General features: G+C 59.8%; 13 protein-coding genes and 1 tRNA gene. 5 read left to right on the top strand and 9 right to left on the bottom strand.

Translation table 11 applies throughout. The features are described from left to right. Window positions 1–6: 6 nt before the first annotated feature. Window positions 7–1,626, bottom strand: a complete 1,620-nt coding sequence (gene aceB, locus AACZ26_RS07155; protein ID WP_339620286.1) for a malate synthase A — start codon at window positions 1,624–1,626, stop codon at window positions 7–9. A gap of 35 nt (window positions 1,627–1,661) precedes the next feature. After that, the gene (gene aceA / locus AACZ26_RS07150) at window positions 1,662–2,963 is read right to left on the bottom strand and encodes an isocitrate lyase (protein ID WP_339620284.1); all 1,302 of its coding nucleotides are present in this window, start codon (window positions 2,961–2,963) and stop codon (window positions 1,662–1,664) included. A gap of 140 nt (window positions 2,964–3,103) precedes the next feature. On the opposite strand from aceA, the gene AACZ26_RS07145 reads away from it, so the two are divergent. After that, window positions 3,104–4,573: a helix-turn-helix domain-containing protein gene (locus AACZ26_RS07145; protein ID WP_339620282.1), complete on the top strand. Its 1,470-nt coding sequence runs from the start codon at window positions 3,104–3,106 to the stop codon at window positions 4,571–4,573. 40 nt (window positions 4,574–4,613) lie between these two features. On the opposite strand, the gene AACZ26_RS07140 is transcribed toward AACZ26_RS07145, so the two are convergent. Both AACZ26_RS07140 and AACZ26_RS07135 read right to left on the bottom strand, forming a co-directional pair. Then, window positions 4,614–5,441, bottom strand: coding sequence for a DUF1684 domain-containing protein (locus AACZ26_RS07140; RefSeq protein WP_339620280.1), 828 nt, complete (start codon window positions 5,439–5,441; stop codon window positions 4,614–4,616). Window positions 5,442–5,544: 103 nt separating this feature from the next. Then, window positions 5,545–6,903, bottom strand: coding sequence for a CoA transferase (locus AACZ26_RS07135; RefSeq protein WP_339620278.1), 1,359 nt, complete (start codon window positions 6,901–6,903; stop codon window positions 5,545–5,547). A 34-nt stretch (window positions 6,904–6,937) separates the two neighbouring features. On the opposite strand from AACZ26_RS07135, the gene AACZ26_RS07130 reads away from it, so the two are divergent. Further along, window positions 6,938–7,126: a PLDc N-terminal domain-containing protein gene (locus AACZ26_RS07130; protein WP_339620276.1), complete on the top strand. Its 189-nt coding sequence runs from the start codon at window positions 6,938–6,940 to the stop codon at window positions 7,124–7,126. Between the two features lie 134 nt (window positions 7,127–7,260). On the opposite strand, the gene AACZ26_RS07125 is transcribed toward AACZ26_RS07130, so the two are convergent. Beyond that, a complete protein-coding gene (locus AACZ26_RS07125) occupies window positions 7,261–7,386 on the bottom strand; it encodes a hypothetical protein (protein ID WP_339620274.1) in 126 nt (41 codons plus the stop codon). Window positions 7,387–7,609: 223 nt separating this feature from the next. Between AACZ26_RS07125 and AACZ26_RS07120 the strand changes: the two genes are divergently transcribed. Beyond that, entirely contained in the window at window positions 7,610–8,269 is a 660-nt protein-coding gene (locus AACZ26_RS07120) for a Pr6Pr family membrane protein (RefSeq protein WP_339620272.1), read from the top strand. A gap of 21 nt (window positions 8,270–8,290) precedes the next feature. Here AACZ26_RS07120 and AACZ26_RS07115 read toward each other — a convergent pair whose 3' ends face one another. Both AACZ26_RS07115 and AACZ26_RS07110 read right to left on the bottom strand, forming a co-directional pair. Continuing rightward, window positions 8,291–11,155, bottom strand: a complete 2,865-nt coding sequence (locus AACZ26_RS07115) for an FAD-binding and (Fe-S)-binding domain-containing protein (RefSeq protein WP_339620270.1) — start codon at window positions 11,153–11,155, stop codon at window positions 8,291–8,293. Window positions 11,156–11,318: 163 nt separating this feature from the next. Beyond that, window positions 11,319–11,392, bottom strand: a tRNA-Ile gene (locus AACZ26_RS07110). Between the two features lie 173 nt (window positions 11,393–11,565). Here AACZ26_RS07110 and AACZ26_RS07105 point away from each other — a divergent pair. After that, window positions 11,566–12,108, top strand: a complete 543-nt coding sequence (locus tag AACZ26_RS07105; RefSeq protein ID WP_339620268.1) for a DNA starvation/stationary phase protection protein — start codon at window positions 11,566–11,568, stop codon at window positions 12,106–12,108. 55 nt (window positions 12,109–12,163) lie between these two features. Here the strand turns inward: AACZ26_RS07105 and AACZ26_RS07100 are convergent, their stop codons facing one another. Then, a complete protein-coding gene (locus AACZ26_RS07100) occupies window positions 12,164–13,408 on the bottom strand; it encodes a glycosyltransferase (protein WP_339620266.1) in 1,245 nt (414 codons plus the stop codon). 129 nt (window positions 13,409–13,537) lie between these two features. Next, complete coding sequence (locus AACZ26_RS07095; RefSeq protein ID WP_339620264.1) at window positions 13,538–14,479, bottom strand: DMT family transporter; 942 nt, start codon at window positions 14,477–14,479, stop codon at window positions 13,538–13,540. Window positions 14,480–14,519: 40 nt separating this feature from the next. On the opposite strand from AACZ26_RS07095, the gene def reads away from it, so the two are divergent. Next, on the top strand, window positions 14,520–15,083 hold the full coding sequence (gene def, locus AACZ26_RS07090) for a peptide deformylase (protein ID WP_339620262.1): 564 nt from the start codon (window positions 14,520–14,522) through the stop codon (window positions 15,081–15,083). Window positions 15,084–15,087 lie beyond the last annotated feature (4 nt).

The raw sequence follows: 15,087 nt of genomic DNA, 5'->3' as shown, positions 1-15,087 counted from the left end.
GGCACGTCAGGCTGCGTTCTCGCGAGGCTGTTCCACGAGGTAGCTGCTGTAGGCACTGAGCGTCAGGAAGGTGGGGAACTCTTCCTCCAAGGTCACGTCGCGGAACACCGCGGCAGCCTCATCGAAGCGGTCGCCGGCGGTGCGCTCAATCGAGTCAAGCACGCGAACGAGCTCCTCCTCGATGCTGCGGTGCGTAATGGGCGTGCCCTCTGCCGTCACGACGCGCTGATGCATCCACTGCCAGAGTTGGCTGCGGCTGATCTCCGCGGTGGCCGCGTCTTCCATGAGGTTGTCGATCGCTGCGGCTCCAACCCCGCGCAACCAACTCTCGATGTAGCGCAAGGCTATAGACACATTGGAGCGCACTCCGGCATCCGTCACCGCACCATCGATGCGCAGGTCGAGCAGGTCATCCGCTGTGACATGAACATCGTCGCGTAGACGGTCAACCTGATTCGGTCGCTCCCCCAGAACTGCATCGAACTCGGCACGAGCGGTGGGGATGAGGTCAGGGTGCGCGACCCACGTGCCATCGAAGCCGTCTGTAGCCTCGCGACGCTTGTCGCGAGTGACAGCCTCGAGCGCTCGCGCCGTGACTTCTGGGTCACGGCGGTTAGGAATAAACGCGCTCATACCGCCAATGGCATGCGCACCGCGTTTGTGGCAGGTCGACACCAGCAGCTCGGTGTACGCCCGCATGAACGGTACTGTCATCGTGATCTCGGCACGGTCAGGAAGCACAAAGCTTGCTCCTCGGCCACGGAAGTTCTTGATGATCGAGAAAATGTAGTCCCAGCGGCCAGCGTTCAATCCGGCGCAGTGCTCGCGCAGTTCGTAGAGGATCTCTTCCATCTCGAAAGCAGCAGGAATTGTCTCGATCAGCACCGTCGCGCGAATCGTGCCGTGCGGAATGTTCAGAGCGTTCTCGGCGAACGTGAACACGTCATCCCAGAGGCGCGCTTCGAGGTGGTTCTCAATCTTGGCGATGTAAAAGTACGGGCCACTGCCGCGCTCAATAAGTTCGTGCGCGTTATGGAATATGTACAGCCCAAAATCCACGAGAGAACCGGATGCCGGAGAACGCAATCCCGCGCGGTCGGTATAACGCAAGTGCTTTTCAACCAGGTGCCAGCCGCGCGGTCGCATCACGATTGTGGGCGTCTCGTCACCGAGCGCGTAGCTTTTGCCCTCGTCGGTTGTGAAGTCGATCTGACGACGGATCGCGTCACGCAGATTCACTTGCCCATCGATGACGTTCTGCCAGGTCGGACTTGTGGCATCCTCCTGATCAGCGAGCCACACCTTCGCGCCGGAGTTCATCGCGTTGATCGTCATTTTGCGGTCGGTCGGGCCGGTGATCTCGACGCGACGGTCGTCAAGACCGGGCCCGGCACCAGCGACTCGCCACGTTGTGTCGTCGCGAATTGCCGCGGTTTCGGGCAGAAAGCGCAAGTTGCGCCCATTCGTGATGTGCTTTCTCGATTCCATTCGTGCCGCGAGGCGGTCGTGGCGTCGACCGGCGAACTGATCGTGGAGGCGCGTGAGGAAGTGCAGCGCCTCGGGGGTAAGGATTTCACCGAATCGTTCCTGCGATTCAGCGAGCGGTTCCATTCTGTGCGTTGTCATGATGCGTCCTTAGAAAGTTGTGTCGTGATGAGGGTTTAGTGAAACTGGTCGGTTTCGGTGCTTCCGACCAGGGCGAGGGTTTCACTCGTGGGGTTCAACGCTGTCGCGATGCGATCGAAGTACCCCGTGCCGACCTCACGCTGGTGGCGCGTGGCCGTGTAACCGTCTGCTTCAGACGCGAACTCTGCCTCTTGCAGTTCCACATAGGCACTCATGTGCCGCTCGCTGTAGCCACGAGCAAGCGTGTACATCGAGTGGTTGAGAGCGTGGAATCCGGCAAGGGTGATGAATTGGAAGGCGTACCCCATCGCAGCGAGCTCGCGCTGGAAGGTCGCAATCTGAGCATCGTCGAGGTGACGCTTCCAGTTGAACGACGGCGAGCAGTTGTAGGCAAGCTTCTTGCCAGGAAACTCCTTGTGGATGCTCTCCGCAAAAGTGCGAGCCAGCTCAAGGTCGGGCTTGGCGCTCTCCACCCACAGCAGGTCCGCGTAGGGCGCGTAGGCGTGGCCGCGGCTGAGTACCGTCTCGATTCCTGGAGTGGTGCGATAGAAACCCTCGCTCGTGCGCTCGCCCGTCAAGAATGGCTTGTCACGATCATCCACATCGTTGGTAATGAGGTCGGCGGCGAGCGAGTCGGTGCGCGCGATGATGATGGTCGGCACGCCCGCGACATCGGCGGCGAGCCGCGCGGCGTTGAGGGTGCGAATGTGCTGCGAGGTGGGAATCAGCACCTTGCCGCCCATGTGGCCGCACTTCTTCTCCGACGCGAGCTGGTCTTCCCAGTGCACGCCCGCGGCGCCCGATTCGATCATCGATGACATGAGTTCGTAGGCGTTCAGCGGCCCGCCAAAGCCGGCTTCCGCGTCGGCCACGATCGGCGCCAGCCAATCGGTCTGCGGAGCACCCGATTCGGCAGTTTCGATCTGGTCCGCTCGCAAGAGGGCATTGTTGATGCGGCGAACCACGGCAGGCACGCTGTTCGCGGGGTAGAGGCTCTGATCCGGGTAGGTCTGACCCGAGAGATTGGCGTCGGCGGCGACCTGCCAGCCGCTCAAATAGATCGCTTCGAGACCGGCGCGCACTTGCTGGACTGCTTGGTTGCCGGTGAGAGCACCGAGCGCGGCAACCCACTGGGTCTCGTCGCGCTGGATGAGATTCCAGAGGTTTTCGGCACCGCGCCGAGCAAGGGTGTGATCTTCGCGGACGCTTCCGCGGAGCGCAATAACGTCTTCGGCGCTGAACTCACGTTCGATGCCGTTCCAGCGGGCATCCGTCTTCCACTCGGTCTCAAGTTCGGCGGCGGACTGGATTTGATCGCCGGGGCGGATGTTCGTCATTGCTGGCTCCTTCGTCGGGGTGGTCGGTGGTGCGTTTCTTCGACTCTGCTGCCCCCGCTCTGGTTCTTCACCCGCTTTTAGGGCAGAATTCTTTGCATTCTTCTGTTTTTCAGTAGAAGCTCGTCAAGGAGGACGCGAATATGACCCCACGCACGCTCGCGCAGGCAGACGATGAGGACATGCTCGATTCCCTCACCATCGGCCGCCGCATCCGACAACTCCGCACCGATCGCGGCCTCACCCTCGACGACCTGGGCGCGGCTCTCAATCGCGCCGCTTCTCAGGTATCCGTCATCGAGAACGGTAAACGCGAACTCAAGCTCAGCGAGCTGCAGAAGCTCGCCCGAATTTTCGACGTGACGGTCGATGATTTACTCAACGCCGAACCACCCTCTCGCCGCGCCGCGCTGGAGATCGCCCTCGAGCGTGCCCAACGCGGACCCCTCTACAGCTCTTTGGCACTCCCCGACCTGCCCATTCGCAAAACGCTCAGTGATGAAGCAATAGAGACCGTGCTTGGCCTGCACGACGAACTGCAAAGACTGCATCGAGAGCGGGCGGCGACACCAGAAGAAGCGCGACGAGCAAACACCGAACTTCGCCGCATGATGCGCAAACGCAATAACTACTTCGGCGAACTCGAAACAACCGCCCGAGAACTATTGGATGCCGTGGGCCACAGTGGCGGTCCGCTCTCGCAACGCGTTGCCTCCGATCTCGCCTCGCATCTCGGGTTTTCGCTTCACTACGTGCCCGACCTTCCCGCATCGACTCGCAGCGTCACGGATCTGCGCAATGGCCGGATCTATCTACCGGTAGCTCAAGGGGAAGGAACCGACCCGAGATCGACGTTGCTGCAGGCCCTCGCTGGACACGTGTTGGGCATCCGAGAGCCTGCCGATTATTCAGAGTTTCTGTACCAGCGAGTGGAGACCAACTACCTTGCTGCCGCGCTCATGGTTCCGGAGAAAACCGCGGTCGAATTCTTGACCGCGGCAAAGGCTCAACGCGAGCTCTCGGTCGAGGATCTGCGCGATGCCTTCGCCGTACCCTACGAAACCGCCGCCCACCGCTTTACCAATCTCGCGACCGAACACCTCGGGGTCCCCGTGCACTTTCTCAAGGTTCACGAGGGCGGCACTATCTCGAAAGCCTACGAGAACGACAATGCGGCCTTCCCCACCGACGCACTCGGCGCCATTGAGGGGCAGACAGTCTGTCGCCAGTGGAGCGCCCGCCAGGTCTTCGATGTCGAAGATCGGTTCAGCCCGTACCACCAATACACCGACAAACCCGGAGGCACCTACTGGTGCACCTCCCGCATTCAATCGGGGCGTCGCGGAGATTTCTCGGTGAGTCTCGGCACACCGTTTGCCTCAGCAAAGTGGTTCCGGGGGCGGGACACCTCGAACCGTGCCGTCTCGACATGCCCGGATGAAAAATGCTGCCGCAGCGCACCCGACAACCTCACGGCGCGCTGGGCGCAGCATTCACTTCCGAGCGCCCGGCTCAACAGTTCTCTGCTCGCCGCGATGCCCACCGGAATGTACCCGGGCGTTGACTCCACCGAAGTGTTCGAATTCTTGGAGTCGCACTCGCCTAGCGCCTAGCAGGCAGTGGCGCGCATCGCTTTCAGCCTGCTCGTGCCGCCTAGTCGTGGAGCAGCGAGCCGTCTTTCTTCAGCACATTCTTTTCGCCGGCCTCAATCGCGACCGAAAAACGGTTCTGCTTGGGAGGCATGGGGCAGTTGAAGTTATAGCTGAAAGCGCAGGGCGGCAAGATCGCCAGGTTGAAGTCGAGCACGATCGTTCCGTCGGGGTTGGGCGCTACAAAGAGGAAGCGACCAACGCTGTAGGTGTCGACGCCGCTCGTGGCATCCGCGAATACCAGTTGAAGAGCTCGCCCCGATTTGAATGCGGCGAGGCTGTAATCAATGCCATCCTTCGTGAATGAGATGTCACCGGGGATGGGCTGCTCGCGCTCTTGACCATTGTCTTTGATGTGCTCGAAGCCGAGCGTCGTGCCCTCGGGATTCGGCGTGAACGTTGCCGTAATGACCCAATCGGGGTTGTAAGCGTAGGCATCGATCGTGCCAAATTCTTGAATAGCGGGCGAATTGGTGTCCCAAACCCGCAACGCGTGATTACCTTCCGGCGACTTAATCACGAAACCCGTGACGGTCTCGCCGAACACGATGGCACTCGGGCTCTCATCGCTCTTACTGCGCACAACAGCACTGCCCTCTACGAGCACACCGTCGACCACGATGTTGTCTGCTGCAGTCGCCGTCACCGTGAGGCCATCCTCGTGAGGAGCCCACCTGCCGGGCACGCCCCAAATGGTTTGCTCGGCATCAACCCACTGCGTGTTCGTGAGAGCAAGATTGCCGTTCTGCTGCACGACCGCCTGGTCGCGACGTTCGCGAAAGAGCGCGAGCTTAGCTTCGGGCGTGAGCGTTGGGGCAGCAGTTTCAGTCATAAGTCCATCCTTGTTGAAGTCCATCATGCCAACCACCGCCGACACGGGATTATTTCAGAACAACAGCTGTAGGAGCTGCGCGAGCACCGTCGGAGTCGTTTGGCTAAGAAATCCACTCCGGCTCGCTCGAACCCCACTCCACCGCGGGAGCGCTGAAGCGTCCGGGGCTCCCCGCGTACGCCGGCGCGGGCAACGTGCTCGTCACACCAGCGCTCGTCACGACAGTCGGCGTGAAGCCAGCGGACGCCGTCGGAGCGTGCCGAGGACGGCGTTGTTGCAATAGCTCCATGGCCAGCCGCGCAAGCGAAACCTCCAGCAGCCACGAGTGGCCCGCATCAACTCGACGACGCACCGCGGTTGTGACGGCAGCAGCGAGCAAATAGCCAGCCGCGTGATCCAAAGCCTGTGCGGGCAACGCGCCAGGAGTCCCCGCACCATCGCCCTCCGCTAACGCAATACCCGTAGCTGCCTGCACGATACTGTCAAATCCACGACGGTCAGCGAGCGGCCCGGCTGTTCCCCACGCGGAGAGGCGCCCCACGATAATTCCCGGGCGGCGCGCAGCGAGAGTCGCGGGCGAAAGCCCAAACCTCTCTAAAGAACCGGGGCGGTAGGCGGTGAGTACGACATCCGCAGTCTTGAGAAGTTCTTCGAAGCTGGCGTGATCGGCTGTGTCATCAAGGTCAAGCAATGCCGATCGTTTACCGGCGCCGGTGTCGAGGTGCTGCCAGCCGAGTTCCGGATGCCGTGGGCTATCGATACGCAACACGTCAGCACCCCACAGCCCGAGCGTGCGTGCAGCGACTGGACCCGCGATGACGCGAGTGAGGTCAAGAACCCGCACTCCTGCAAGCGGGGCGTCGATAGTGGTGTCGGAAAGAACTGCGTGCTCTGTATCGCCGAGCGATGTCATTTCGATGACCGGCAGCTCAGAGATTCGGCGGGCGTGCGGATGCTCGGCCCACTCGTCGGCAGTGCGCACGACTGTCGCGACTCCCCCAGCCGCGACGACTTTCTCCTGGACGTCGACCGCATTCATCGAGTGGAGCGCGACCATGAACTCATCGGCTCCCGTGTCATCGGGCAGCTCAAGCGCGCTCAGGAGCGCACTGCGGTGGTGCGGGTAGTTGGCGTGCGTGCGAACCCAACCGTCGCTGCATGGCCAGAAGCCAGACAGCTCGCCCCAGGCGGCAACCGGCTCACCGTTCAGCCGAAAGTGTTTATCGCTCGTGACCGCCGTGGCCACCTTGAGCGGGTTCAGCTCGACGGACGGCACAGCACAGCCCACTCGTCGAGCAGCCAAGAGCGCGGCTGAAAAAGAGGCTGCCGCAATCGCGTCGTGAACGAAACGCCCCGAGGGAAGCGCTCCGGCAAGGGGCACCGCGGATCCTCGATCTCGAACGAGGGCGAGCGCAGCAGCATCTTCACCCAACGAGTGCCACGCGGCATCCAGCAAACTCATAACTTGATAGTGCCATGCCGCTACGATTTAGACCATGGAACCTATTAGCTTCAGTTTTGGCATCGTTGGCCTGATTATCTTCATCATCACAGTGGTATCGATCGCCAAAAGCAGCAACCACGGTGCGCTAGGCAAGTTTGTGTGGATATTGGTTGCCTTCTTCTTGTCGATCTTCGGATCGATCCTGTGGCTCATTTTCGGTCGCGGCAAGGTGCGCAACTAACCACACGAGCGAGGGCGTGATGCGCGCGGCGGCGCACTGAAGGGACACGGGATCTCCGTGCCTGCGACTGCGCGCCGCCACGCTGAACTCATCGAAATTGGGTGTGGAATCTGACGAGTTCGGTTGTTGGGCCGTTAGTGACCCTTACGCGGCTTGATGAAGCCGGTGTCTTCGAGCTTGGCCCGCTTTTGTGCCCGCTTGTCTTTGATTGACAGCTTGGCTTCTTTTTTCGTGCTTCCTCTAGGCGATTTTCCAGCCATGATTACTCCGCTTCCCCTTTTCTCAGTTGGCGTGGTCACCTTGACCATAGCCCATTGCTCAGAGGAAAGCACTTCGCCTCTGACCGGCTTTTTTACTGCTCGATTACGGCGGGCCCAACACGCGCACTGCAACCTCAATATAGGTGCCCCGCGGTCGCCGCGGCCCCACTTTTCCTCCCCGCTATAGTCAGTGCTGACAACTGTTTTCAGTTCGAGGGAAACTATGAAGACTGCATCACAACCCAGCACTCGAGTCGGTACCGCCACGGTGGCTGCTCTTCGATTGGCCGTCGCCATTACGACACTCGCCGCCATTGTCGCGACAGTGGCTGAGGCTGCAGGACGCACCACAATCAACCCCTTCAACATGTTTGGCTACTTCACTATCCAGTCAAATATCGCGTTGCTTCTGGTTCTCGCTACGATCGCCATCGTGGGCCTGCGCGGCGAACACGCGTCGCCGACCTTGAACGTTGCCCGGGCATCCGCCACGACCTACATCATCATTGTGGGTGTCGTCTACGCCACGCTCTTGGCTCCTCTGGGAGTCGCTGGAGGCGTTCCCGTTGCCTGGGCGAACACGGTCATGCACATCATCACGCCGATCTACGCCCTCGTCGATTGGGTAGTCTTCTCCGACCGAGCGCGCATAGTCTTCACGAACTTGTGGATCGTTCTTATTTACCCAGTCATCTGGATCATCGTTGTGCTGGTTCGTGGCGCGACCGACGGCTGGGTTCCTTACCCATTCCTTGACCCGGCGACCGGATACGGCAGCGTCTTCTTCTACGTAGGACTCATCGTTGTCGTGATGATCGCATTCGCATCGCTAGTCTTCTGGATTTCCAGCACACGCTCGCTCCTGCGCGTTCCGCAGGTCTAGAGCTGCCGTTCCCGCTGACATTCACGGACTGTCGGAGCTCACATCGAGCCGTTCCGCTATCAGTTCTGCGAGGTGGACCCCCCGAATTCCCCCCAGCTGCTTTGCCTGAGTGCGACAGGACATACCGTCGGCAAGCAAAACAGCATCCGGCTGTTCCCGGAGTGCCGGCAATAGTGCGTTCTCGGCAACGGCGACAGATACCTCATAGTGGCCCGCTTCCATCCCGAAATTACCGGCCAGCCCGCAACAACCTCCGAGCACCTTTATCTCCGCGCCCTGCTGTTCAAGGAGCGCACGATCGAGCTCAAACCCCATCACCGCATTGTGATGACAGTGCGGCTGAACGACGGCCGTTACATCGCTCAGATCGGGAAGCGACCAGTCTTCGCCGGGGCCCATAGGCACAGGCGAATGAAGAAGCTCGGCCAGCGTCATAACGCTTCCGGCAACTCGCTTCGCGTCAGGATTCGCGTCCAACAACTCGACTAAATCCGAACGTACCGTCGCAATACAACTCGGCTCGATACCTACAACAGGAATGCCAGCTGCGACATACGGCTTGAGCTCATTCACCAGATCGAGCATCCGCGACCGAGCCCCGTCAAGCTGACCGGTCGATACCCACGTGAGTCCACAACACGGGCTTCGTTCCGGAACTACAACGCTATAACCTGCAGCTTCAAGCACCGCGGCCATTGCCGTGGCGATTGGCGCATCGAAATTGTCGCTGAATGAATCAGTCCACATCACGACAGGGCGTTTCAGCGTCGCCGCGACGGATGCCGATGCACGACGATCGCGAGAGAGGTCGCGATAGGGACGCGGAGAAAAAGTGGGGATCGACCGTCGAGTATCCATGCCGCCTGCCCACAAAGCGAACTTCTCCAGGACACGGAGTCGAAGCGCAAAGTTGGCAAGGGAGCCGAATCGTGATCCTAGGCGTGCCCAGCGCGGCATCCATCCGAGCGAGTAGTGCGCGCGCGGCCGGAGCTTGCCCTTGAAGCGCTCATAGAGTGACTGCGATTTGAGCGTGGCCATGTCCACTCCCGCCGGACACTCAGTGCCACAGGCCTTGCACGAGAGGCACAGGTCGAGTGAATCAGCGACTTCGGGCGCAGACCACCCTCCCTTGATGAATGAACCGTTGGTCATCTCCTGCAGCACCCGAGCTCGAGCACGAGTGCTGTCTTTTTCGTCGCGTGTCGCCAAGAACGATGGGCACATGAAGGAGCCCGCATCGGTGTTATCGGCTCTGCACTTTCCGACGCCGACGCATCGGTGCACCGCCGTTGTTACGTCTCCCCCATCGCTATCGAAACCAAAACCTCCGCGCGTCAACAGAGGAAGAGCGACTGGGCGTCGCAAGGACGAATCGATAGGGTCCGGCGACACAAGAACACCAGGATTCATGATGTTCGACGGATCAAATAACTTCTTGAACTGTCGGAAGAGGTCGATCGCGTTTGCGGAGTACATGGCCGGGAGCAACTCGCTGCGAGCACGACCATCGCCGTGTTCTCCCGACAGCGATCCCCCGAAGGACGCGACAAGCTCGGCCGCGTCCTCCATGAACGCGCGAAGGACTGCCCCATCGTGTTCTAACGGAAAATCGAGGCGCACGTGTAAGCAGCCGTCGCCAAAGTGCCCATAGGGCATTCCGGTAATGTCGTAACGTGAGCACAACTTTTCGAACGCCCGCAAATAGTCGCCCAGATGCTCGGGAGGCACCGCGGCATCCTCAAGCCCTGGCCACGCGGCACGCCCGCTCGGACTTCGACCGGCAAGACCAGCCCCATCTTCGCGAATTCGCCACACCGCATGAGAATCAGAGCCCGGTGACAACACCTTCGCGTCGATTGCACGAACAGATGCGATCACCGCCGCCGCTTGTTCAGGCAGCCCTTGAGCTCCGTTTTCAGCAATCTCCACCAGCAGCCACGCGCGGCCTCGAGGAAGCGCGGGCACTGCAGTTGCTCCCCGAGCGGCAATAACCGCATCAACAAGGCGCGCGTCAAGTCCCTCAATCGCATGCGGCTTGTGCGCCAACAATGCAAGAACGTCATCCGCCGCCGAGGGCATGTCATCGTAACCAAGAACTATGAGAGAGGGGTTCTCGGGAATTGCCACCAACTGCACTGTGGCTTGAACCACCGCCGCCAAGGTGCCCTCAGAACCGACAAGCGCCCGGGTGAGATTCCCACCATTCTCCGGGAGGAGGTGTTCTAGAGAGTACCCAGAAAGCTGGCGCCCAAATCGCCCAAACTCAGTTCTCACCGTTGCGAGCCCATTGCGAACAAACTCGTCAAGTCCAGGTACGGCACTGATGCCCTCAGAGGAGCGAAAGCGAGCACCTGAACCCGTCACCACATCAAGATCTAAGACATTCTGTGCGGTGGAGCCATACGCTAGCGCCCGCGGTCCGCAAGCGTTGTTCCCAATCGATCCGCCAATAGTGCACCGCGCCCAGGTCGAGGGATCAGGCCCGAAGCGCAATCCAAATGGTCGCGCTGCCGCTTGAATTGCGCCGAGCGTTGCACCAGGCTCAACAACCGCCGTGCGTGCCTCTGGGTCAATGTCGAGCACTCGACCCAGGTGACGCGAAGAATCAAGAACGATTCCCGGTCCAATCGAATTACCTGCCACTGAAGTACCCGCGCCACGCATCGTCAGTGGTAGTTCGAGCTCACGCGCAACATCCACTACAGACGCGATTTGCTCGGCACTGCGCGGAAAAGCTACCGCGCTAGGAACGATCCGGTAATTCGACGAATCAGACGAGTACTCAGCACGACGTCGGCTCGTCACATCAACTTCATGCACCCCGACAGCGGCGAGACGGTTAACTATGTCGCCCGATTCAGGCAGCGCAGAGTCTGGCCTAATCACGTGCGCCCGCTAATCGTGTTCGGTGCAGCGTCGAGCGGCCTCGTTACCATCATGAATACGAGCTTAGGCAATCGTGTGCGAGCTTGTCCCGGCAGCGCCGTTCACTACGAACGAGGTAGACCAAGACCGTGCCACAGCAAGACGCTCCACACCAAGGTCACAGTAGGGCGGACGGGACTTGAACCCGTGACCGACGGATTATGAGTCCGCTGCTCTAACCAGCTGAGCTACCGCCCCGTGCTCACACGAGTGCGAGCGCGTATCTACGTTACCGGCAAAATGAGTCGTTCAGCGCACGCCACGGTCGGCAACACAAGGGTGCCCTGCCAGAGGCCCAACTGCAGTATCCGTTCGGCTCGCTCTCAAGAAACTTTGAGTGCGCACTCATGCGATGCTCCTACAGTTTCAGGATGACTGATTCACAGAAAGCGCAGACCACGAGTCCAGCCACATCTGGGGCTCGCAAAACACGCCAGCAAAATGCCGAGCGCGGGTTCACGGCATCCAAAGGGCTCGCTGACCGCCTTCAGCAGGTGTTAGTAGAGCTGCTCGAACTCCAGCTTCAGGGCAAGCAGGCTCACTGGAATGTCGTCGGAAAAAACTTCCGAGACACCCACCTTGTGCTTGACGAAATCATCGACGCGGCGCGCGGCTTCAGCGACACGATCGCCGAACGGATGCGCGCACTCCACGCCACACCAGACGGGCGAAGCGACACCGTAGCCGCGACCACAACTCTCCCCGAATTCCCTGCGGGAGAGATCGATACGGCCCACACCATTGATCTACTCACCGAACGACTTGAAGGCACGATCGCGACGATTCGCGAAGTGCATGACCCTATCGATGAAGAAGACCCCACAAGCGCGGACCTGCTGCACGGCATCCTCGAAACGCTTGAACAGTACGCCTGGATGGTGTCGGCCGAGAATCGCACTCCCGCGAAAAAGTAGGCTCCAGCCACAATTCCGAACCGATTGCTGCGGTTCCCGCGAGAGCGTCTCCTACCTAGGAGGCGCTCTCGTTCTTTTTGCCCAGAGCCGCCGGGTCAGTAACCGGCTCGCCACGGTACATGCTTTCGAAAGTGTCGAGAGTGCGCTGGATGTCGTGGGCCGCCACGATCGCCAAACTCTCTTTCTTGAACTTGAGAAGCTCATCCGCTGGCATCGTCAGCACCGTGGTGAGCTTCGCAGCCAAATCTTCGACGTTGCCGGGCTCGAAGAGAAAACCATTTTCGCCGTCGTGCACGAGGTGGGGCAACGCCATCGCATTGGCCGCGACAACGGGAAGCCCTGAAGCCATGGCTTCCATCGTTGAGATGCTCTGCAGTTCAGCAGTCGACGGCATCGCAAATACTGATCCGCGTTGGAGCGAATCGCGCAATTGATCCTGGTCCACAAAACCGGTGAGCGTCACGCGGTCCGCGAGGCCGAGCGAAGTGGCCAGTGCCCGCAGCTTGCCCTCAAGCTCTCCCCCGCCCACAATTTCGAGCTTTGCATTCAGCGCCGGATCCATGATCGCAAGAGCACGAATGACCTTGTCGATCTGCTTTTCTTCAGCAAGCCGCCCCAGGAACACGATGAGATTCTCAGGCTTGGGTTCAAGATTGCCGTTATAGCCATCGGCATCGATGCCACAAGAAACTGCGACAACGTTGCGCACCTTCGTGCTGGCCTCGAGGTATTCGGCGGCTCGACGCGTGGGTGTCGTCACGCTTTCGGCACGCGCGAAAGAACGCCCAGCAGCATCCCACCCCATACGGATCGCTTTCTGGCGCATGAACTTGGGGATGATGTACGCATGATCGAGAAGATTCTCGGGCATGAAATGGTTCGTACCGACGAGGCGAATACCGCGCTGCGCACCTTCGATCGTCAGACCGCGGCCCACCACAATGTGGGACTGAAAATGGATCACGTCGGGCTTAATCTCATCGATAATGCGTGCCGAATTCTGTTTCACACGCCACGGCAACATAAACCGCAACCACGGATGCCCTGGCCAACGCCATGAATAGAGGCGGTGCAGAGTCATCTTCTGACCCTCATGCTCTTCGACCATCGCACCGAGCTTCTTATTGGAATACGACGGGGCAACGATGTGAACGTCGTGGCCACGCTCAGCAAGACCAGCAGAAAGGCGCGCGATAAAGACGGCAGCACCATTGATTTGCGGCCAGAAAGTGTCAGCACCGATGAGGATGCGAAGTCGCGGTTTGCCCTCGTGGGGCGAGCGTTTCACAGCGGAAGTCACAGTCGAAGATTCCCTAAAATTTTGCATTATGAACGAGCTCGTTTACGACCCGGTCAGGTCAACGACACCTAATAACGTACCGCACGACGCTGACGATGCCCGGTTGCTGAGCCGAGCACGACAAACAAACTAAGACTTAAGTTGCGGGTGATGCTTTGACAGTGAAAAGACGCCGAAAATAGCGATCGCTCCCATGATCACGAATGCAATCACTGCCCACAGCGGTGCGTCCGATGCTTCACCAAGCACAAGGATGCCGACCGTGACCGCGACGAGCGGATCAACTACGGTGAGCCCCGCTACTACGAGGTCGGGTGGTCCAGAGGCGTATGCCGTCTGTACAAAGTAAGAACCAAGCAAGGACGCGACGATGAGTCCGACAATGCACAGGATCGTCAAAAAATCGGTGCTTTCAAAACCGGAACCCGAGATGACAATTGTCTTGATGCGGTCAATGACCACCTTCGCGAGGGTCGCAACGAACCCAAACAACATTCCCGCGCCCAAGATGTAAAACACCGGTGACGCGTTCTTTCGAAAAATCACGAACAGCGTGATCCAGATCGCCAAAACGACTGCCAAGATGATCAGAACCTGCGAGAGCTCGCGTTGAGTAATCACGGTTGATTTCGCGAACATTGCGGCGATAGTGACGAACACGCCAACCCCGACAACACACATCACAATAGCTCGAATAGAAATAGCGTCCAAGGGCACCTTGGCGATGCGCGAATTCATGATCGCCGTCATCACGAGCGCTACCGCACCGAGCGGCTGCACGACCATGATCGGCGCAATAGCGAGGCTGGAGAGCTGAAACACAATTGCGAGCCCCAAAAATGCCGTGCCGAGTACCCATGACGGTCGCGCGAGGAGCGCTTTAATCTGCGAAAAATTGAGACCACCGCGCGCTTCGCTGCCATGCTTTTGTTCCATTTTGGCGACGCCACGGTGCTGAAACTGAGCGCCTAGGGAGAGCAGAATCGCACCGATCAGAGCCAACGGGATGCCCACCGCTTGAGAAGGGGTGAGAGTTATCTGGTCAGCAAGGTCGAGAATGTCCGGCGGCACTCGTCAAATGTACTGGGTTAACTCGGGATATTCTGGGCACATGGCCGTTCTTCCCATCATTATCACCGGTGAGCCGGTGCTCCACACTCCCGCGAACCCGGTAACGGCCTTCGACAGCGAACTCACGACCCTCATCACCGCTATGTTCGAGACGATGGAAGAGGCACCGGGTGTCGGCCTTGCAGCGCCACAAGTGGGCGTGGGCCTCCGCGTTTTCGTCTATGACTGGACCGACGAGAACGACGTTCACTGGCGTGGTGTCGCGATCAACCCCGAACTTTGGCAAAGCCCGCTCCCGCTACTCGATGACGACGAAGTGGACGAAGAAGGTTGCCTGTCGATCCCGGGCGAGCGCTTCCCGCTTACGCGGTCTGAGCGCGTCATTCTGCGCGCCGTCGACCTCAACCAGGAGCCATTCGAGATTGAAGCGTCAGGGTGGCTGGCCCGGATCTTCCAACACGAGTATGACCACCTCGATGGCGTGCTGTATGCCGACCGCCTACGCACGCCGGATGCGAAAGCTGCCGCTAAGGCGATCCGCAAGCAAGGCTGGGGTCAACCCGGCCACTCGTGGTTGCCTTCTGAGGAACAGCTCGACGCTTAGCCAA

Origin of the sequence: uncultured Salinibacterium sp. (assembly GCF_963974405.1) — a bacterium.
Taxonomy (GTDB): Bacteria; Actinomycetota; Actinomycetes; order Actinomycetales; family Microbacteriaceae; genus Rhodoglobus.
The sequence above is the reverse complement of the archived record's forward strand: the minus strand, read 5'-3'. Positions and strand labels throughout refer to the sequence as shown.